This is a genomic window from Paractinoplanes brasiliensis (assembly GCF_004362215.1).
Taxonomy (GTDB): Bacteria; Actinomycetota; Actinomycetes; order Mycobacteriales; family Micromonosporaceae; genus Actinoplanes; species Actinoplanes brasiliensis.
The window spans coordinates 4,440,268-4,459,629 of record NZ_SNWR01000001.1; the positions used below are offsets into that span (position 1 = coordinate 4,440,268).

The window sequence follows — 19,362 nt, forward strand, 5'->3', positions numbered from 1 at the left end:
ACCGGCATGCGCGGACCATCCGCCCGCCGGGAGTTCGGTTTTGTGCTCGGGCTCGCCGTCGTCGGCCTCGCGCTGGTTCTGGTCGTGGCGTTCGCGCCGTGGTATTCGCCGGCGACCGCCTATCCCGACGTCAGCCCGACGTTCTGGCAGCAGGTGACGGCCCTGTTCGGCGCCGCGGAAGGACACACCACGCCGACGCCGTGACCGGGTCCTCAGGATCGTGGTGTTCACTGGGATTCATGTCCGAGCAGACTCCGGTGACCCCGCCCTGGCAGCAGCCAGGCGACCGGTTCGGCTCCGGCCTGGTCACGACCATTCCGGGCGCCCCGCCGCGGCAGCCACCGCCCCCCGACGAGCCCGAGTCCCCACAGCCGGACGGACCCAAGCGGCGCCGGCAACAGATGCTGATCTTCGCCGGCATCGCGGGCGCGATCCTCGCCGTCGGCCTGACTGTCGTGCTCATCGTGGTGTTCTCGGGAGGCGGCGACCCGTTCCGGTCCCGGGCCGAGGCGCCGACAGACGTGCGCCCTCCGCTGGCCCAGGCCTGCCCGGCCCCGACGGGCTCGCCGAGCGCCGCGCCGACCCGAGCGCCAGGTGCGTTGCCGCCCGTGACCGGCGCGCGTACCACGGACACCGAGGCCGGCATCTCGTACAAGGCCTATGGCGCGCCCTGGGAACCGTGGACCGACGTCTGGCGCGCCGGGACGCTCGAGGTGCCCTACCGGGTGGGTCAGCACTTCGTCACCGAGCAGTACAGCGGCGGCAGCTACCACGCCTCGATCCTGTCGGCCGCGGTGCCGGCGGCCGACAACGACGCGGTGACGCTCAACCTCGAATGCGTCGGCCGGCAGGTGGCGGCGGACGTGCGGGCGGAGTACTACCCCCAGCCCAACACGATGGACCCGATTCGCGACGAGCTCACGACCCTGGGCGGGCGTCCCGCGTACGTGAGCGAGTTCCGCCTGCACTTCTCGGCCGCCGGTCTGACCGCCACCGAGGAGCTGTCCGCGGTGGCGGTCATCGACGTCGGCAAGACGACCGCGGCCGTCCTGTACGTCTCGATCCCCGGCACCCACAAGCAGTGGGACCGCGCGATCGACGAGGTCTTCGCCTCGGTCCGGCCGGTCTGATCAGCTGCCCAGCAGGCCCCAGCGGCGGCGCAGGGCGTTGTCGGCGGTGTTGAACAGGACGTCGATCAGGATGCCGATGACCAGCACGACGATGATGTAGCTGATCACCAGGCTCGAGTCGGTCAGATCACGGGCCTGCTGCATCCGCACGCCGATGGACAGCGCCCCCGGCACGATGACCAGCAGCTCACCGGCCATCAGGCTGCGCCACGAGAACGCCCAGCCCTGCTTGAGACCCGAGATGAACGAGGGCAGCGACGCCGGCAGGATCAGGTGCCGGTACTTCGACACGCCCCGCATGCCGAGCACCTGCCCGACCCGCAGCCACGTCCGCGGCACGTAGTCGATGCCGCTGATCAGCCCGTTGGCCACCGACGGGGCCGCGCCCAGCACGACCACGAACAGGATGGCGCTCTCGCTGAGCTGGAAGAGCAGGATGGCCAGCGGGAACCACATGATCGACGGCATCGTCTGCAGACCGGTGATCAGCGAGCCGATGGCCGCCCGCAGCGGCGCGAACTGCGACACCAGCGCGCCGATGACGGTTCCGATCAGGACGGCCAGCAGGAAGCCGGTGAACGCGCGGGTCATGGTCACCCGTACGCCGTCCCAGAAGTCGGCCGTCGCGATCACGTTGCCGAGATCGGTGAAGACCGTGGCCGGCGAGGGCAGCACGTAGATCGGCTTCCACTCCGACCAGACCGTGATCTGCCAGACCAGCAGCACGATCGCGATCGCGAGGAACTTCGGCCAGGCGCTGCTCCAGATGCGCTTGCCGAGGTTGCCCTTCTGACGCTGGGGCTGCAGTTCGAGCGCGTCGAGCCCGGCGACCTCGGCGCTCTCGGTCGCGGTGTCAGTGGGCATGGCGGGCGACCTCCGCGCGCAGACGGTCGGTGATCTCGGCGGCCTGGCCGGACACCTCGGGGGAGTCGATGCGCCGGGGCCGGTCGTGGGTGATCGGGTAGTCCTCGATCACCCGGCCCGGACGGCTGCTGAGCAGGATGACCCGGTCGCCCAGCCGTACCGCCTCGCGGACGTTGTGCGTGACGAACAGCACGGTCAGCTGCTGCTCGCGCCAGATCCGCTCCAGCTCGTCGTGCAGAATGTCGCGGGTCATCGCGTCGAGCGCGCCGAACGGCTCGTCCATCAGCAGGATGTCGGCTTCCTGGGCCAGCGCGCGGGCCAGGGCCACCCGCTGGCGCATGCCGCCGGAGAGCTCGTGCGGCCGCTTGTCAGCGAAGCCGGTGAGCCGCACGATGCCGAGCAGCGCCTCGGCCCGTTTGCGGCGCTCGGGCCGGGACACGTCTTGCAGCCGCAGCGGCAGCTCGACGTTGCCCCGGACCGAGAGCCACGGGAAGAGCGCGGCCTCCTGGAACATCAGCGACACCTTGCGGCCGCCCGTGTCGAGTGTGCCGCCGGTGATCCCGTCCAGCCCGGCCACCAGCGAGAGCAGCGTGCTCTTGCCGCAGCCGGACGCGCCCAGCAGGCAGACGAACTCGCCCTGGCCGACCGTGAGCGAGACCCGGTCGAGGGCCAGCAGATCGCCGTAGCTCTTGGAGACGTTCTCCAGCCGTACGACCGATCCGGTCTTCTGTCGCAGGAGGCTCATGAGCTCAAACCCTTCAGGCGGCCGCGTCGCTGACCTCGGGCTTGCCCGCGGCCTTGAGCAGCTCGTTGAGCGGCCCGAGGTCGTAGATGCCCTTGAGGTCGACGGGTTTGAGCAGGCCGACGTCCTCGGCGTGCTTGGCGCTGGTGAACAGCGACGAGGCGACCGGGTCGGCGGTGAAGGTCAGGTTCTTGAACGACGACTTGAGCACCTCGTCCTTGAGGGGCTTGCCGCTGAGCGCCTCGAGCTGGGCGTTCGCCGCGGTCTGGGCCTCGGCGTCGTTCTTCTCGATGAAGTCGAGCGACTCGAGGTGGCCCTGCAGCAGCTTCTTGACCGTTCCCGGGTACTTCTTGAGGAAGTCCTGGCTGACGATCAGGTGGGTGGTGACGAACAGCCCGTTCGGCCACAGGTCCTTCTCGTCGACGAGCACCTTGCCCTTGGACTCCAGGATCAGCCGGCTGTAGTGGGGCTCGGGCACCCAGGCGCCGTCGATCGCGCCCTGGGCGAAGGCCTGCACCGCGGTCGCGTTCTCCTGCGGCAGTACCGAGACGTCGCCGCCGCCCTGCTGGTCGGCGTTGAGACCCTGCTCCTTGAGCCAGGCGCGCAGAGCGACGTCCTGCGTGTTGCCGAGCTGCGGGGTGGCGATCTTCTTGCCCTTGAGGTCGGCCGGGGTGTTGATGCCCTCCTTGACCACCAGGCCCGCGCCGCCCGAGGTGCTGCCCGCGATGATCTTCAGCCCGCTGCCCTTGGACTGCGCCCAGCCGTTGATGGCCGGGTTGGGCCCGATGTACGTGGCGTCGATCGCGCCCGAGAACATCGCCTCGATGGCCGCCGGGCCGGCGTTGAACGTCTTGGTCTCGAGCTTGGTGCTGCCCAGCGCGGTCTCGAAGAACTTCTTGTTGACGCCGACCAGCGCGGGGGAGTGGGTGATGTTGGGGAAGTAGCCGAGTCGGAGGGACTCGGCCTCGGCGCTGCCGCCGCCCGAAGACGAGGACGAACCCTCGTCGTCGCCACCGCAGGCGGCCGGCAACGAGGCGGACAGCAGGGCGGCGGCGGCGACAGCAAGCGCACGTATGGTGCGGGAGCTCATGCGGACTCCTTGATGGTGGAGAGTTCAGCCAGGGTTTTGTGGTCGACGACGCCCTCGATGGCTTCCTCGACCGCGACCCACACGTCGTGCAGCCCGAAGGCGGCGCCGTGGTAGGTCGCGTGGGTGGTGGGCAAGCCGCGGACGGTGGCGAGCGCGCCCCCGGCGGCCCGCACGACGTCTCCGACGGTGATCTCTTCGGCCGGGCGGGCCAGGGCGTACCCGCCGTCGACGCCGCGGTGGCTGTGCAGCAGCCCGGCGCGGCGCAGGTCGAGCAGGATGCCCTGCAGGAAGCTGAGCGGGATCTCCTGGGCGGCGGCCAGGGTCGCCGCTTTGACCAGGCGGGGATGTTCCACCGTGACCGAGAGCATGGCCCTCACGGCGTAGTCGGTGCGCGCCGAGACGTACACGTTCCCCTCCCTGTCCCGCCATACCCGCGTTCGCCTATCTAGTTGATGGGAATGATGGTCTAGGTGGAGATTGGAGTCAAGGCCGGGCCGCTTACCGGAATGCCTCCGGGTGTCCACGTGGTGACCTGCAGTCGCGACGTTGACCTCGGAAGGCGCTAATGTCATTTCGTGGCGCGCAGAATCAAGATCCCCGCGACGAAGTACCCGGTGGAGCGATTCACCCTGGCCAACGGATTGCGGGTGGTGCTGACGCCTGACCGCAGCGCCCCGGTCGTCGGGGTCGCGGTCGTGTACGACGTGGGCATCCGCTCCGAGCCCGAGGGCCGCACCGGCTTCGCCCACCTCTTCGAGCACCTGATGTTCCAGGGCTCCGAGAACCTCGAGAAGCTGGCGCACTTCCGGCACGTGCAGGGCGCCGGCGGCACCTTCAACGGCTCGACCCACCTCGACTACACCGACTACTTCGAGGTGCTGCCCTCCGGCGCCCTCGAACGGGCGCTCTTCCTCGAGGCCGACCGCATGCGCGGGCCGCGGCTCACCGAGGAGAACCTGCTCAACCAGATCGACGTGGTCAAGGAGGAGATCCGGGTCAACGTGCTGAACCGGCCGTACGGCGGGTTCCCGTGGCTGCGGCTGCCGCCGGTGATGTTCTCGACCTTCCCCAACGCCCACGACGGGTACGGCTCGTTCGGCGACCTCGACAGCGCCACCGTCCAGGACGCGCAGTCGTTCTTCGACCGCTACTACGCCTGCGGCAACGCGACCCTGGCCGTGGCCGGCGACTTCGACGTGGCCACCGCGACCGAGATGATCCACCGGCACTTCGGCGACGTCCCGTCCCGGCCCGCCCCCGAGCTGCCCAGCTTCGACGAGCCCGACCTGACCGCTGAGAAGCGCGACACCTACACCGACCGGCTCGCCCCGCTGCCGGGCGTGGCCAGCGCGTGGCGGGTGCCGGACCCGATCGGCGATTTCGGCAACTACCTGCCGTACGTCGTGCTGGCCGAGGTGCTCACCGACGGCGACGCGTCCCGGCTGGTCGAACGCCTGGTGCAGCGCGACCGTACGGTCACCAGCATCGGCGGTTACATCGGCTTCATGGGCGACGAGTTCCAAGTTCGCAACCCCACGGCGATGCTGCTGCAGGCGCACATGCCGCCCGGCGGCGACGCCGACAAGGTGCTGCGCACGGTCGACGAGGAGCTGGAGCGCCTGGCCACCGACGGCCTGCAGCCCGGTGAGCTGGAACGGGTGCAGGCCCGCATCGCGACCCACCTGCTGCGCGACACCGACGCGGTGCTCGGCCGGGCGCTGCCGATGGCGGTGCTCGAACTGCAGCGCGGCCGCCCCGAGCTGCTCAACGAGTTGCCCAAGCTGGTCGGCGAGGTCACCGAGGCGCAGATCGTCGCCGCGGCCGCCACCCTGCGCCCCGAGCGGCGCGCCACCGTAGAGGTCGTCCCCGGAGCCGGAGCCGGGGCATGACCGACTGCACCGGAGCGAGCGAAGCAGGCGTAGGGCCACGAGGGCATGCCGGAGGAGACACAGTATGAGCGCCAAGACCCTGCCTGACCTGATTCCCGACGCGAAGCTCAAGCTGCCCAAGGAGGCCGAGCGCACGCTGGCCGGCGGCCTCACCGTGATCGCCATCCGGCGGGCCGCGGTGCCGCTGGTCGAGCTGAGGCTGCGGGTGCCGTTCGGCAAGGCCCCGCTGCCCCGGGCCACACTGCTCTCGCAGGCGCTGTTCACCGGCACGAGCACGATGTCCAGCGTCGACATCGCGGCCGAGCTGCAGGCGGTCGGCGGTGGCCTGTCGGCAGGCCTCGACCCCGACCGGCTGCTGATCACCGGCAACTCGCTCGCGTCTGGCCTCGACCGCATGCTCGAAATCTTGGCCGCGGTGCTCACCGACCCCGCCTATCCGAACGAGGAGGTGGCGACCGAGCGCGACCGCCTGGTCGACCACATCCAGGTCGCCCTGACGCAGCCGGCGCATCTGGCCCGTACGGCTCTGCTCAAGAGGATGTTCGGCAAGCACCCGTACGCGGTGCAGACGCCCGAGCCCGACCAGGTGCGCTCGGTCCGCCCGGCCGCGCTGCGCACCTTGCACGCCGAGCGGGTCCGTCCCGAGGGAGCCGTGCTGGTGCTGGTCGGCGACCTGAACCCGGAGAAGGCGATCGACGCGGCCGAGAAGGCGCTCGGCAGCTGGACGGGCCCGGCCAAGCAGTCCGAGGCGCCGCCCACCCCGCCGCTCGAGCCCGGCCCGCTGCTGCTCGTCGACCGGCCCGGCGCGGTGCAGTCGTCGCTGCGCATGGCGCTGCCGGCCCTCAATCGCACCGATCCCGACTACGCCGCCCTGCAGCTGGCCAACCTGGTCTTCGGCGGCTACTTCTCGTCCCGCTGGGTCGAGAACATCCGGGAGGACAAGGGCTACACCTACGGCCCGCACACCTCGATCGAGCACTACCTGGCCGGCTCGGCCCTGGTGGTCTCGGCCGAGGTCGCCACCGAGGTCACCGGCCCGTCTCTGCTCGAGACCCTGTACGAGCTGGGCCGCATCGCCAGCCTGCCGCCCGCCGAGGACGAGCTCGAGCAGGCCCGGCGGTACGCCCTGGGCACCCTGCGGCTGGGCATGTCGACGCAGGCCGGGCTGGCCGGTCTGGCCAGCATGTACGCGAGCTTCGGCCTGCGCCTCGACCACCTGCGGCAGTATTCCGCAGCCCTGGCCACCGCCACGCGCGAGCAGGTGGCCGACGCGGCCGCCCGCTTCCTCGCGCCGACCCGGGCGGTCACTGTCGTGCTCGGTGACGCGGAAAAGGTGGCGGCGCCGTTGTCCGCTCTGACCGCGTTGGAACGAAGCGCCGAGTGAGCGCACCCGAGGAGCCGGACGTCCGCGAGCAGCCCGGCGGCCGGGTCGACGCCCCGCCGCTGGCGCGCAGCACCCTCGACCGGGCCGCCGAGCACCGCACCGACGACGAGTGGCTGGCCGCGGCCTGGGACCGCGGCCTGGTGCTGGTGGTCGACCTGAGCAAGGGCGGCCGGGCCCTGCTGGCCGGCGACGAGCTGGTGCTGCTGCCCGCGGCCGAGGCGCCCGACGCCGAGCGCTGGTTCCTCGGCGTCGACCCGGACGGCACGCCGCTGTGGACGGTCGACGCGCCGCTGCCCGAGATCGCCGGCACCCGCGCGGTCACCCTGCGCGACGTCGGCCACCGGCTCGACGCCCGGGACGCCGGAGTGTTCACCGCGGCCGTGGCCCTGGCGAACTGGCATGCGAGCCACAAGTTCTCCCCCCGTACGGGCCTGCCCACCACGGCCGTCGAGGCGGGCTGGGCGCGCAAGGACACCGAGGGCAACATGATGTGGCCCCGCACCGACCCGGCGATGATCGTGCTCGTGCACGACGGCGTGCCCGGTCCCGAGGGCCGCTGCCTGCTCGGGCACAACGCCGCCTGGGGACGGGGCGCCGACGGCGGTTTGCGCTTCTCCTGCCTCGCGGGTTACGTCGAGCCGGGCGAGTCGGCCGAGGCCAGCGTCGCCCGCGAGGTCGGTGAGGAGGTCGGGCTGCGGCTCACCTCACTGACGTACGCGGGCAGTCAGTCCTGGCCGTTCCCCGGCTCGCTGATGCTCGGCTTCCACGCCACGGCGGACGCCGGGAAGCCGATGACGCTCGACCCGGCCGAGATCGACGACGCGCGCTGGTTCACCCGCGATGCCGTGGCCAAGATGATCGCCGGGGATTACCACGATCCGGACAGCGGTGTCCCGATGGGTCTGCCGATGCCCTCTTCCATCGCTTTCTATCTGATTGAGCGGTGGTTGGACGGTTTCACCCGCTAAGGGTTTCAACTTGATCTAATCAGAAAAGTTTTCACGCGAACGAGTAACCAGAAAGCGGCTCAGCAGCGTCTCGGTTTACAAAGACCGAGAGGCGGAAGATCGATGACGCAGGTGCAAGCGCCCGCTTGGGCCCCGATGACCGCGGACGAGCGGGCCCAGTTCGACCGGGACGGGTTCCTCGTGGTGCCCGGGGTTCTGTCCGAGAGCGAGATCGAGGTCGCGCGCAACGCCGTCCTTGGCGCCTTCGAACGGGCCGGTCAGCCCGGTGGCCACGGGCTCGGCGCGACCGGCGCGCTGCACCAGCTCTCCGCGGTGACCTCGCTGCCCGAGCTGGCCTTCCTGCTCGACCACCCGGTGGCGTTCCGCTACATCTGGTCGCTGCTGGGCTGGAACGTGCACGTCTACCACTCGCACATCGACGTGCACCCGCAGATCCACGAGAAGCAGAAGGACTGGTGGCACTGGCACCAGGACGGCGGCCGGCAGAACCGCGAGATCGAGACCGATCCCCGTCCGACGCTGTCGGTCAAGCTGGCCTACTGGCTGTCGGACGTGAGCGAGACCGGCCGCGGCAACTTCACCGTGCTGCCGGGCAGCCACAAGACCAACTGGCTGCCCGGCCCGCCGAGCCGCGGTGTCCCGTGGCCGCAGCCCGAGGGCGCGCTGCAGATCACCGCGAACCCGGGCGACCTGGTCGTGTTCGACCGTCGCCTGTGGCACGCCCGCTCCGACAACTACTCGGAGATCACCCGCGTCGGCGCCTTCTTCGGCTACACCTACCGGTGGATCGCCGGTCGCGACGACGTTGCCGACCTGCCGAACACCCCCGAGTGGGCCGGCTTCAACGACGTGCAGAAGCAGCTGCTGGGTCACTGCCCGCAGGGGGACGGCAGCGGCGACCACGCGTGGGGTCACTACCCCGAGACCACGCCGCTCTACGGCGCCCTCAAGGAGCGGGGCCTGCTCGACTCCAGCATCCCGGCTCTCATCCCGTAACACCCGTTTCCCGGATAACCTGATCTTGTGGGACAAACCGGGACATTGGGCAGCGCGGCGACCGCGGCGGGCCGGCTTCTGCTCGACGCGCTCGGGGAGAAGAGCCCGGCGCGGTCGCTGTCGCGTCTGAACGACTCGCCGCGCGCCGTCCGGCTGCTGCGCGAGCTCTTCACGGTCGCGGTGCGGCGCGGCTTCGTCGGGCGGGATCCGCGCGACGTCACGGCGTACGTGCGCGACCTGCTCGAATATCAGGAGCTGCCGGCCGGCGGCGAGCTGGCCCGCGAGGCCGAGGCGGTGATCCGCTCGGTGATCGGCGAGCCCGAACTGGCGTACGGAATCCCGGATCTTCGCCGTTTCGAGCTGATCTGTTACATCGTCGGCGACCTGGCCCGGCCGCCCGGGGTGCCGACGCCCGAGCTGGTGGCGCTGGTGCACCAGGCGGAATGGCGGCTCACCCGTCTCGGCCGGCTCGCGCCATGAGCCCGATCTTCTCGCCGGTCCAGGGCATCCACACCGCCGCCGGGCGTTACCTGCGACGTGTCGCGTACGAGGACGCGCCCGCGCACGGTGAGAAGCCGACCTCCGCCACCCGCCACGTGTGGGAGATCGCTTTCCAGCTCGCCGTCCGCCGTCGGTTCGAGCCGGACAGCCCGCTGGCCGAGATCCGGCGCACCGTTTCGACGATCCTGAAGCAGCACGCTTCCGCGGCCCTGCCCCCGCTCGCGGCCGAGATGCTGATCCGCGACGCGCTGGACGAGACTGTGCCGGTCGACGAGATCAGCGACCCTGTCCGCAGCCGGGCCCACCTGCTGCTCTTCGCCGGCCTGGTGGACGAGCTGGCCATGACCGACGGCGAGCTCGAGAGCCTGATCGTGGAGGCCGAGGAGCTCGCCGTCGACGCGATCGCGAACACCGTACGGAACCAGTGAGAGGCCCGTCCACGCTGCGGTGGACGGGCCTCTCCGGCTCTCTATCGATCTTCAGTCAATCGCGATGATCGCGGGGGATCAGAATCGCCGGCCACCGAGTTCGCGAGTGGCGGCGTGACGCGCCTCCAGTGCGACCTGGCGAGCGGGACGGTGTGCCTCAGGTGTGTAGTCACTCTGAGGCCGACGCATTCGAGCCCGTGATAACGCTTCTTGGATGAGTCTCATCTTGGTTGCTCCGTTCGAGGACACAGCGGGGGTCTGCTTTCGGTAGTCGGCGAGGTTGTCGCTCAGGGTCGTCATGTCAGGCCGCCAGTCGGACGGCGTTGCGGGAGTCGATTCCGTCAGCGGCGAGCCGCTCCTCGACCTCGTGGGCCAGTTCGGCGTCACGGGCCACGTCGACCTTGCGAGGACGGCCACGCGGCCGCTTGCGCGGAACCACGGCGCCACGCTCGAAGATCTCGCCACCCCAGACACCCCAGGGCTCGTTCCGCTCGGCCGCGCCGGCCAGGCACTCGACGCGCAGCGGGCAGTCCCCGCAGAGCGACTTGGCCAGTTCCAGCTGGGCCGGGGAGTCCGAGAACCACAGGTCCGGGTCGAACTTCCGACAGGGCAGGTTTGCCTCGATCTCGACGCTCACGTCGAGTGGGGCCAGCGCCAGACTCATAAAGCCCGGTCACCTCTCTCTTCTCATCGATCTTCTGGATCGCGTTCCGGTCGTGCACCGGCGGGTGAGCCGGCAAAAAAATTAGGCCGCGGATCCCGGTTACGGGTTCCGCGGCCTCGAGGTGAGCCAGGGGTCTGATTTGTCAGACCGGCCTTCCTCGAGGCGGGACACCGCTGCCACCATCCGTGTAGCGCTTGCTGATGGAGACATTGCTGCCCTTGAACCCAGTGCTGCCTTCGACCTGCTGAAGCTCCAGTGCGCCGCCCAGCTCGGCCCGGACGGAGACCTGGTGCACCTGCGAAGCCGGAGCCCGCTCAGCAGCCAGAACCGGCCCCGAAACGGGAGCGGTGGCCACGAACGGAGCCCGCTCAGCCGCCGCCGGAGCCCACACGGGGGCCGGGGCGAGCAGCGAGACGGACGGAGCGCAGGCACGGGTCAGCGGCATCGACGGTCGCGTCATGCTCATCGTGTAGATCTCCATCGGTGCCACCTCCTCCATCGCGTTGCGCTCGTAGTGATATCGCTGTGTTCTGCCCGCCGAACATCCCTGCTCGGCGAGGTGTGAACTGAGGCTATGCCTGCCCTACAGGAGAGGGCAAACGAATTATCCAAAGTTTTTTCGAGCAACTTCCTCGGCGCTCGCTCCGGCCACCAACGCGAAGACCGAATCGCCGTATTGACCCAGCTTCCGGGGGCCGATGCCGGCGATCGCCAGCAGCTCGGCCGGACTGCTCGGCCGACGTTCGGCCATGGCCACCAGCGTCGCATCGGTGAAAACCACGTACGCAGGCACTTTGAGCTCGCCGGCGGTGGCCGAACGCCACTGCTGCAGGCGGGCGAAAAGGTCCTCGTCGAGGTCCGAGGGGCAGGTCGGGCAGCGGCCGAGTTTGCGATCGGCGCCGGCCAGCAGGGTGGCGCCGCAAACCCGGCACGAGGACACCTGGGAGCGCCTTCGGTCGGGTTTCCGACTCCGGTCACCGGCGCGTTCGGTCGGCGAGTTCCGTTCGAGCTGCGGCAGGAACCGGCACGGACGCCGGGCCCGGCCACCCGGCGAGCGCGATTGCCCGTACGAGAGCCACAGCCACTGCCTGGCCCGGGTGACCCCGACGTAGAGCAGGCGGCGCTCCTCCTCGAGCTGCTCGGGGGTTTTGGCGTACATGGTCGGCAACGTGCCGTCGGCCAGCCCGACAAGGAACACCGCGTCCCACTCCAGACCCTTTGCCGAGTGAAGTGAGGCGAGCGTCACACCGGCCATGGTCGGGGCGTGCTGCTGCTCGGCCCGGCGCGCCAGTTCGTCATTGAATTCGGCCAGCGTCACATCGCGCTGCACGGCGCCGGCCTGCCCGATCGGCTCCAGGACGGGCGCGCGGGCGTACTCCTCGGCCAGCGCAACGATCGCCGCCAGGGCCTCCCACTGTTCGCGGGCGGCGCCACCGGGCGGGGGCTGCTCGCGCTGCCAGCCGGTCGCCGCCAGCGCCTCCACGACCGCCTGCACCAGCGGGGTCTCACCGGGTATCGAGCGGACCGCGGCGCGCATCGCGATCATGGCCTGACGGATCTCGGGTCGTTCGAAGAAGCGCTCCGCGCCCCGTACGACGTAGGGCACCTCGGCCTCGGCCAGAGCCTTCTCGTACGCCTCGGACTGCGCGTTGGTCCGGAACAGCACCGCTATCTCGCTGGCCGGCGTGCCCGCGGCGATCAGGTCACGGCACCGGCGGGCCACCGCGACCGCCTCGCCCGCCTCGTCCGGAAAGATCTTGAGCTCGGGCTCGGCGCCGGGTGGCCGCTGCCCGACCAGTTCGAGCCGCAGCCGGGCCTCGTTGCCGCGGGCCTGGCGGATCACCGCGTTGGCCAGGCCGACCACCTGCGGGGTGGAGCGGTAGTCGCGGACGAGCCGGATCACCACGGCGTCGCGCCGCTGCCGCGGGAAGTCGATCAGGTAGGACGAGGTGGCGCCGGTGAACGAGTAGATCGTCTGGCTGGCGTCGCCGACGACGGTCAGGTCGTCCCGCCCGCCCAGCCAGGCCTCGAGCAGGCGCTGCTGCAGCGGGTTGACGTCCTGGTACTCGTCGACCACGAAGTGCCTGTACTGCGAGCGGATCTGCTCGGCCACGTCCGGGTGCTCCTCGATGCCCCACACCGCGGCACGCAGCATGTCCTCGAAGTCGATCACCCCCTGGCGGCGCTTGAGAGACTCGTACGCCGCGAAGACCTCGGCCACCTTGTCGGGCTCGAAGGGCGGCTCGCGCAGCGCCTTCTTGGCCGCGACGGCGTACTCGCCCGGCTCGACCAGCGACGACTTGGCCCACTCGATCTCACTGGCGAGGTCCCGCGCCCCCGTACGGTCGGCGCGCACCCCGGCCCGGGCCGCGGCCAGGCCGACCACGCGCGCCTTGCTCTCGAGCAGTTCCGGCATGGCCCGGCCCTCGAGCAGCCGGGGCGCGAAATAGCGGACCTGCCGCAGCGCCGCCGCGTGGAACGTGCGGGCCTGCACGCCGGCCGCGCCCAGTTCGGTCAGCCGGGACCGCATCTCGGCGGCGGCCCGCGCGGTGAAGGTGACCGCGAGGATGTGGCGGGGGCTGACCTCGCCGGTGAGCGTCCGGTAGGCGATCCGATGGGTGATCGCCCGGGTCTTGCCGGTGCCCGCGCCAGCCAGGATGCAGACCGGCCCGGCCGGGGCCGTCACCGCCGTCCGTTGCTCGGGGTCGAGCCCGGCCAGCACCGCTTCAGTCCGCACGGTAGGGAATCATGGCACCCGGCCCGGACGTTGTGCCGGAAGGCGCTGTGCCATGTGACCCGTCCGAAGGGAAATCCGACCGATGCTGACCATGTACTCGACGTCCTGGTGCGGCTATTGCCACCGTTTGAAGTCGCAGCTCGACCGGGAGGGCATCGCGTACGAGGTGGTGGACATCGAGCTGCAACCGGAGGCGGCCGAGTTCGTCATGAGCGTGAACGGCGGCAATCAGACCGTGCCCACGGTGCGGATCGCCCCGGGCGGCGGTGGCGACGAGATCGTCATGACCAACCCCTCGATCGTTCAGGTCAAGGAAGCCCTGGCCGCCTGACCGACCCTTCACGGAAGCCCCGGCAACACGCCGGGGCTTCCTTTTTTGATCATTCTTGGGCCGACAGGAAGACCCGGATCGCGCCGCTCAGGTAGGCCGGGTCGTCGACGTGGCACATCTCACGGGCCGAGTGCATCGAAAGCAGCGGGACGCCGACGTCCAGCGTCGGGATGCCGATCCGGGCCGCGGTGATCGGGCCGATCGTCGAGCCGCACGGCACCGAGTTGTTCGAGACGAACTCCTGGTACGGCACCCCGGCCGCCGCGCAGGTGCGGCTCCACAGCGCGGCGCCGGGCCCGTCGGTCATGTAGCGCTGATTCGCATTGATCTTCAACAGCGGGCCGGCCCCGGTGACCGGGCGGTTGACCGGGTCGTGACGCTCCGGCCGGTTCGGGTGCACGGCGTGCCCGGCGTCGGACGACAGGCACCACGAGCCGGCGATCGCGCGGGCCAGATCGGAACGGTCGCCGCCGAGCCCGGTCACGACCCGCTCCAGCACGTCGGCCAGGAAGGGCCCGGCCGCCCCCGAGCGGCTCTCCGATCCGATTTCCTCGTGGTCGAAAGCGGCCAGCACGGCGATCGCGTCGCTCGGCTCGGCCGCCAGCAGCGCGGTCACTCCGGCGTGCACGGACGAGAGGTTGTCCAGGCGGGCCGAGGCGAACAGTTTCTCGCCGGCGCCGAACCGGGCCGGGCCGGCCGAGTCCACGGTGACGACGTCGTAGCCGGCCAGGTCGGCGTCGGGGATCCCGGCCAGGCGGGCCAGATGCCCCACGACGTCGGCGTCCCCGGGGCCACCGGCGCCCCAGACCGGCTGCAGCTCGCGCTGCTTGTCGGGCGCGAACGACTCGTTCACCGCGCGGTCGAGGTGGATGGCGAGGTGCGGGATGCGAGCGAACGGGCCGGTGCGGACCAGGTGCACGGTGCCGTCGCGGTGCACGACCCGGCCCGCGAACTCGAGCTCGCGATCGAACCAGGACGCGACGATCGGGCCGCCGTACACCTCGACGCCCGCCTGCCACCAGCCGAAGGCGGCCGTCGAGGGCTTCGGCTTGAGTTTGAAGCCGGGGGAGTCGGTGTGCGCGCCGAGGATCCGGAACGGGGTGCCCCGGCCGGCCGCCGAGGGCAACGCCAGCGCGATGACCGAGCCGTCGCGCACGATCAGGAGGCGGGCCCCGGGGCGTACGGCGTCGGTCCAGTCGGCCGTCTCGTCGAGCGTCTCGTAGCCGGCCTCGCCCAGCCTGCGCGCCACCTCGGCGGCGGCGTGGTAGGAGCTCGGCGACGCCGAGACGAAGGCTGCCAGATCATCGATGTGGGCGGTGGCGTCCATCGGCCCATCAGATCATGGGCGGCGCGAAGCCCGGCAACCACTTCTCCAAGATCCCGCGGTACGGCGCCTCGGCCTCCAGCTGGCACAGCACGCCGATCGAGCCCAGCGTCACCCGGTGGATCATCAGGTACGACGGTGGCAGGTTGAGTTTGCGGCTCAGCTGGTAGGCCGGCGAGCGCGGGCTGCTCAACCTGGTCGCCTCACCGCGCAGCCAGGCCCGGGTGAAGCGGAACTTCTCGACGGCGACCGGCTCGATCATCGGACGCAGGAAGTCGAGCACGGCCTGCGCGTCGATCTCGTCGTCGGGCTTGATGAAACCTTCCTCGCGCAGCCCGTCGGCCACCCCGGCGGCGTCGCCGTCGAGCGCGAGCCGCACCAACCGGCCGATCGGTTCGGGCAGTCCCTCGGGCAGCCGGGCCACCGCGCCGAAGTCGATCACGCCGAGGCGGCCGTCGGGCAGCATCCGGAAGTTGCCCGGGTGCGGGTCGGCGTGCAGCAGCCCCGCGCGGGCGGGCGCCGAGAAGTGCAGGGTCGCCATGAGACGCCCGGCCTCGTCCCGTTCCTGCTCGGTGCCGTCGGCGATCACCTTGGCCAGCGGCGTGCCGTCGACCCACTCGGTGACCAGCACCCGTGGCGCCGACGCGATCACCCGCGGCACGAAGATCTCGGGATCGTTCCCGTACGCCTCGGCGAAGGCCCGCTGGGTCTCGGCCTCCATGGCGTAGTCGAGCTCCTCGGTGATGCGTTCCCGAAGCTCGGCCAGCAGCGGCTTGATGTCCATGCCAGGCTGGATGATCTTGAACATGTGGGCCAGTCGGGACAGCTGCTTGAGGTCGGCCAGCAGCGCGTCGCCGGCGCCCGGATACTGCACCTTGACCGCGACGGGCAAGGTTTTGGGCTTCGCGTTCCGGCGGGCCGGCGGCAACTTCCAGACGGCGCGATGCACCTGCCCGATGCTGGCGGCGGCGGCCGGGCTGTCGTCGAACTCGGCGAACAGGTCACGCCAGTCCTCGCCGAGCTGCTCGGCCAGCGCCCTGTGCAGGCTGGCCACGGGCATCGGCGGCGCGGCCTCCTGCAGCTTGGTGAGCGCCTGCCGGTAGGGGCCGGCCATCTCTTCGGGCATGGCGGCCTCGAAGACGCTCAACGCCTGCCCGAACTTCATGGCGCCGCCCTTGAGCTGCCCCAGGACGCTGAACAGCTGCTCGGCGGTGCGCCGCTGGATGTCCTCCGAGATCACATCGGAAGCCATCCCGACGGCACGCTTGCCGAGCCCCAGCGCCGTGCGCCCGGCGAACCCCAGCGGAAGCGCCGCCAGCTTGGCGGTGCGGGCCGCCGCACGCCGCGGTATGTCGCTCACCAGATCATTGTGACCGAAACGCGGCTGATGAAACGCCCGCCTGAAGCCGGTTGCCCCTACAACGCCCGAAAAGTCCACCCCCCAATTCCCAACTCCCATCACCAAACCTCCCCAACCGCACCCTCGCCGGGCCATCCCGCCCGACGCCGGCGGAAGACACGGAACGTAAGTAAGCGGCCAGTGTCGCTCCTCCAGAAGCTCTCCCCGTCTGCCGGATATATCCGTCACAAGGGTTTCTCCGGATTGGCGAAAGTTAGCGCTTCGGGACAGATGCCCAAGGGCCGGGCAAGCAGGATCCGGCCGTGCGCCGGCGATCCCAGCGGAGGCAGAGCCGGCGCCGCGCAGGAGTTGAAGGCAGGCGTGGTCACTGCCAATGGGTGGCGTCCGGCGGCACATGAGATCGCGGCGGTTGGGTGTCGCCCGGAGGCAGAGGCGGTCAGGGCGGTTGGGTGGCGGTCGGCGCCGCTGACGGGTTGACCCGCTGGCGGGCGGGGCGGCGGGCGCAGTCGCAGTCGGGGTGCGGCGTCCACGTGCGGCGGCGCTGGCGGGTCGGGTTGGTCAGCTCGATCGAGGCGCCCAGCGTCCCCGGGGAGCCGCCGTCGATGAAGGTCAGCGACTCCTCGACGGCCACCGCGGTCGCGGCCAGCAGGGTGGCCACGGTGCACGGTTCGGGCAGGGTGCGGGGCGGCTGTCCGGGCCAGGCGGCGTCGCGGTCGCGGCGGTGCAGGTCGAGACAGGCGAGGCAGGGGCCGCCGACGGCGGGGACCAGGGGGCCGATCACCGGGGCGCCGTCGCGGATGGTCACCGCGAGGTGGGGCTGGCGGCGGCCGGCGTAGGCCGCCGCGACCACGGCGACGGGGCTGTCCGGGTCGAGCTGAATGACCAGGGTGGCGGGCTGACCACGTACGCCGTTGGTCTCGACGCCCTCGACGGTGCGCGCGACGGCCGCCTCAACCGCCTCGGTGCGCGTCCGGCCGATGTCGGAGGCGCGCAGCGGCCCGCCCGCCAGCTCGCCCCGGTGCACCAGGCCGGGCAGGTCGAGGTGGATGTGACCGACCCCCGCCTCGGCCAGCGCCACGGCAATCGAAGCGCCGAGCCGTCCCTGCCCGCAGATCACCACGCGGGAAGCGCCTCGGCGGCGCAGCCGGGTGGCGGGGGTCGGTGAACCTTCGCCGCGCAGGGCGAGCACCGCTGCCTCGCCGGTCAAGCGGTCGGCGCCGCGTACGGGAGGGAGGAGCGCCGTGGCCGGCACGGTCAGGCCCGCGGCTTCCAGCGCGTCGAGCACGGCCCGGGCCTCGTGGGGTGGGACACCGTCGGCGACGGCTTCGAGCATCACCACTCGCTCGGGGCGGCTGCCGTCGAGGAGGTCGAGCACGCGGGCGGCGCGCGGATCGGGCAGGCGCAGCACCGCGGCGCGGGTGGGGTCGGAGCCCAGCTGCAACTCGAAGCGGTTGCGCCAGACGCGAGGGAGTCCGGGGATGAGCGTGGGACGGTTCACGCGTCACACGATGTCACCACAAAAACGCGGAGCGAGAAGTTGTCCACAGGCCTCGAAGGGTCGTGACGCGCTCTGTCCACAGGCTTCGGGAAGTTATCCACAGGCCGAGACAGTTATCCACAACCTCACTCAACGTGTGTGGACAGATCGGGTTGCGCCCCTGAGGGGTAATGCACCGGGGAGGGCGAGGTGCCCTCCCCGGGTGGGTGAACGACCTTGCCGCAGGCTTGACGATGGCCTAGTGGGGCGAAGCCTGCGGGGGTCGTCCGGCTCAGACCTTGGCCTTGCCCAGGATGCGGTTCACGGTCGTCCCGCACACCGGGCACTTGCCCTTGGCCATGTTCATGCCCGTCTTCGACACTTCGACGGTGCCCTGGAAGTCGCGCTTCTCCTTGCACTTCACGCAGTAGCCGTTGTACGTGTTGTCGGCCACGGTTCCTCCTCGTTCATGTTGTCGGCCGGGTCGATCCCGATGCCTGCTCGCGGTGGCAGGCCGCGACCTGTGTTCGGCGCTGGACCGCTCCGACCACGCGGATGTGGCCACCCGTCGGGCGAGCACTACCCAGGTCAGGCCTGTTCCATGTCAGCGCGGCGTCGGCGGTCTCGCCGACGACGCTGAGTGTGCCGGTCCGAATCGCCCTTTTTGGGATGTTGTGCCGCAACACGCCGTGATGTGCCATCAAACGGGCAGAAATGGGACGTTGCGCGCGATGGTGACCACATCTCGGCATGCGCTAGGTTGGCGAGGGGGCGCGGATGTTGCTCGCGTGCAAAATTTTTTCGGTATTACCTGGACGAAGTACGCAAATCCGGCGGGTGTCATCCGGCGTACTCTTGCGGTGACATGGGTCTCACGGATTAGCGTCTCAACGTGAACCCGAATCTGGGCCGCGCGAGCCGGTAATGGCCCGGACGCGCAAGCCTGTCGTGGAAGTGCGGCGCAGCCAGCGCCGTCGGCGCACAGTGTCCGCGTACCGCGATGGTGAGCGCGTGGTGGTGCTCATCCCCGACCGGTTCTCCCGGGCCGAGGAGACCGAGTGGGTCGAGCGGATGCTGGCCCGCCTGGCCGCCCGCGACGAACGCATCCAGCGCACCGACGACGAGCTGCTGGTCAGAGCCCGCCGCCTGACGACCCGATACCTGTCCGACCACGCCGACAAGGTGCGGCCCGCCAGTGTGCGCTGGGTGACCAACCAGAACGGCCGCTGGGGTTCCTGCACCCCCGACGACGGCACGATCCGGATCTCGCACCGCATCCAGGAAATGCCCGACTGGGTCATCGACTACGTGTTGCTGCACGAGCTGTCCCACCTGGTCGTGCCGAGCCACAACGCCACGTTCTGGGAGCTGGTCAACCGCTTCGGCAAGTCCGAGCGAGCCCGTGGTTACCTCGAGGGCATCTCGGCGGCCACCGGCCTGGTCCTCGCCGACGACTGATCAACACCTTCCCCCGTAC

Annotated in this window: 21 protein-coding genes; 10 read left to right on the forward strand and 11 right to left on the reverse strand. The window is 70.5% G+C overall.

Annotated features, from left to right (window positions below; genetic code table 11):
• Positions 1-6 precede the first annotated feature (6 nt).
• Complete coding sequence (locus C8E87_RS20100) at positions 7-204, forward strand: hypothetical protein (RefSeq protein ID WP_133874524.1); 198 nt, start codon at positions 7-9, stop codon at positions 202-204.
• A 35-nt stretch (positions 205-239) separates the two neighbouring features.
• The gene (locus C8E87_RS20105; RefSeq protein WP_133874525.1) at positions 240-1,130 is read left to right on the forward strand and encodes a hypothetical protein; all 891 of its coding nucleotides are present in this window, start codon (positions 240-242) and stop codon (positions 1,128-1,130) included.
• On the opposite strand, the gene C8E87_RS20110 is transcribed toward C8E87_RS20105, so the two are convergent.
• Genes C8E87_RS20110 through C8E87_RS20125 form a run of 4 tightly spaced genes read right to left on the reverse strand, consistent with a single transcriptional unit; the run spans position 1,131 to position 4,233 of the window.
• Positions 1,131-1,994 (reverse strand): ABC transporter permease, encoded by an 864-nt coding sequence (locus tag C8E87_RS20110; protein WP_133874526.1) that lies wholly within the window; start codon positions 1,992-1,994, stop codon positions 1,131-1,133.
• The gene (locus C8E87_RS20115; RefSeq protein WP_133874527.1) at positions 1,984-2,739 is read right to left on the reverse strand and encodes an ABC transporter ATP-binding protein; all 756 of its coding nucleotides are present in this window, start codon (positions 2,737-2,739) and stop codon (positions 1,984-1,986) included. Before C8E87_RS20115 ends, C8E87_RS20110 begins: the two co-directional genes overlap by 11 nt.
• Positions 2,740-2,752: 13 nt before the next feature.
• Entirely contained in the window at positions 2,753-3,826 is a 1,074-nt protein-coding gene (locus C8E87_RS20120; protein WP_133874528.1) for an ABC transporter substrate-binding protein, read from the reverse strand.
• Positions 3,823-4,233 (reverse strand): RrF2 family transcriptional regulator, encoded by a 411-nt coding sequence (locus C8E87_RS20125; RefSeq protein WP_133874529.1) that lies wholly within the window; start codon positions 4,231-4,233, stop codon positions 3,823-3,825. The genes C8E87_RS20120 and C8E87_RS20125 overlap by 4 nt, the downstream gene beginning before the upstream one ends.
• Positions 4,234-4,401: 168 nt before the next feature.
• Between C8E87_RS20125 and C8E87_RS20130 the strand changes: the two genes are divergently transcribed.
• From C8E87_RS20130 to C8E87_RS20155, 6 genes are all read left to right on the forward strand, one after another.
• On the forward strand, positions 4,402-5,715 hold the full coding sequence (locus C8E87_RS20130; RefSeq protein ID WP_133874530.1) for a M16 family metallopeptidase: 1,314 nt from the start codon (positions 4,402-4,404) through the stop codon (positions 5,713-5,715).
• Positions 5,716-5,779: 64 nt separating this feature from the next.
• On the forward strand, positions 5,780-7,099 hold the full coding sequence (locus C8E87_RS20135) for a M16 family metallopeptidase (protein WP_133874531.1): 1,320 nt from the start codon (positions 5,780-5,782) through the stop codon (positions 7,097-7,099).
• Positions 7,096-8,067, forward strand: coding sequence for an NAD(+) diphosphatase (nudC, locus tag C8E87_RS20140; RefSeq protein ID WP_133874532.1), 972 nt, complete (start codon positions 7,096-7,098; stop codon positions 8,065-8,067). Before C8E87_RS20135 ends, nudC begins: the two co-directional genes overlap by 4 nt.
• Before the next feature lie 102 nt (positions 8,068-8,169).
• The gene (locus C8E87_RS20145) at positions 8,170-9,063 is read left to right on the forward strand and encodes a phytanoyl-CoA dioxygenase family protein (RefSeq protein WP_133874533.1); all 894 of its coding nucleotides are present in this window, start codon (positions 8,170-8,172) and stop codon (positions 9,061-9,063) included.
• Between the two features lie 27 nt (positions 9,064-9,090).
• Positions 9,091-9,543 (forward strand): hypothetical protein, encoded by a 453-nt coding sequence (locus C8E87_RS20150; protein WP_133874534.1) that lies wholly within the window; start codon positions 9,091-9,093, stop codon positions 9,541-9,543.
• Positions 9,540-9,992, forward strand: a complete 453-nt coding sequence (locus C8E87_RS20155) for a hypothetical protein (protein WP_133874535.1) — start codon at positions 9,540-9,542, stop codon at positions 9,990-9,992. Before C8E87_RS20150 ends, C8E87_RS20155 begins: the two co-directional genes overlap by 4 nt.
• A 301-nt stretch (positions 9,993-10,293) precedes the next feature.
• Here C8E87_RS20155 and C8E87_RS20165 read toward each other — a convergent pair whose 3' ends face one another.
• The 3 genes from C8E87_RS20165 to C8E87_RS20175 form a co-directional block, all read right to left on the reverse strand.
• Positions 10,294-10,656 carry a WhiB family transcriptional regulator gene (locus C8E87_RS20165; RefSeq protein ID WP_133874537.1) on the reverse strand — a complete coding sequence of 121 codons (363 nt, stop codon included), beginning with the start codon at positions 10,654-10,656 and terminating at the stop codon, positions 10,294-10,296.
• Positions 10,657-10,798: 142 nt separating this feature from the next.
• On the reverse strand, positions 10,799-11,137 hold the full coding sequence (locus tag C8E87_RS20170) for a hypothetical protein (protein WP_133874538.1): 339 nt from the start codon (positions 11,135-11,137) through the stop codon (positions 10,799-10,801).
• A 123-nt stretch (positions 11,138-11,260) separates the two neighbouring features.
• Positions 11,261-13,393 carry an ATP-dependent DNA helicase UvrD2 gene (locus C8E87_RS20175; RefSeq protein ID WP_133874539.1) on the reverse strand — a complete coding sequence of 711 codons (2,133 nt, stop codon included), beginning with the start codon at positions 13,391-13,393 and terminating at the stop codon, positions 11,261-11,263.
• A gap of 82 nt (positions 13,394-13,475) precedes the next feature.
• Here C8E87_RS20175 and C8E87_RS20180 point away from each other — a divergent pair, with 82 nt between their 5' ends.
• Positions 13,476-13,724, forward strand: coding sequence for a mycoredoxin (locus C8E87_RS20180; RefSeq protein WP_133874540.1), 249 nt, complete (start codon positions 13,476-13,478; stop codon positions 13,722-13,724).
• Positions 13,725-13,773: 49 nt separating this feature from the next.
• Here C8E87_RS20180 and C8E87_RS20185 read toward each other — a convergent pair whose 3' ends face one another.
• The 4 genes from C8E87_RS20185 to C8E87_RS43760 all read right to left on the reverse strand — a co-directional run bounded on the left by C8E87_RS20185 (position 13,774) and on the right by C8E87_RS43760 (position 18,339).
• On the reverse strand, positions 13,774-15,051 hold the full coding sequence (locus C8E87_RS20185; protein WP_133874541.1) for a M18 family aminopeptidase: 1,278 nt from the start codon (positions 15,049-15,051) through the stop codon (positions 13,774-13,776).
• A 7-nt stretch (positions 15,052-15,058) separates the two neighbouring features.
• Positions 15,059-16,408, reverse strand: coding sequence for an ABC1 kinase family protein (locus tag C8E87_RS20190; RefSeq protein ID WP_133874542.1), 1,350 nt, complete (start codon positions 16,406-16,408; stop codon positions 15,059-15,061).
• 436 nt (positions 16,409-16,844) lie between these two features.
• On the reverse strand, positions 16,845-17,906 hold the full coding sequence (locus C8E87_RS20195; RefSeq protein WP_133874543.1) for a ThiF family adenylyltransferase: 1,062 nt from the start codon (positions 17,904-17,906) through the stop codon (positions 16,845-16,847).
• Between the two features lie 271 nt (positions 17,907-18,177).
• On the reverse strand, positions 18,178-18,339 hold the full coding sequence (locus tag C8E87_RS43760; RefSeq protein ID WP_164842208.1) for a DUF5679 domain-containing protein: 162 nt from the start codon (positions 18,337-18,339) through the stop codon (positions 18,178-18,180).
• A 470-nt stretch (positions 18,340-18,809) separates the two neighbouring features.
• On the opposite strand from C8E87_RS43760, the gene C8E87_RS20200 reads away from it, so the two are divergent.
• Positions 18,810-19,343 (forward strand): M48 metallopeptidase family protein, encoded by a 534-nt coding sequence (locus tag C8E87_RS20200; protein WP_133874544.1) that lies wholly within the window; start codon positions 18,810-18,812, stop codon positions 19,341-19,343.
• The last annotated feature ends 19 nt before the right edge of the window (positions 19,344-19,362 follow it).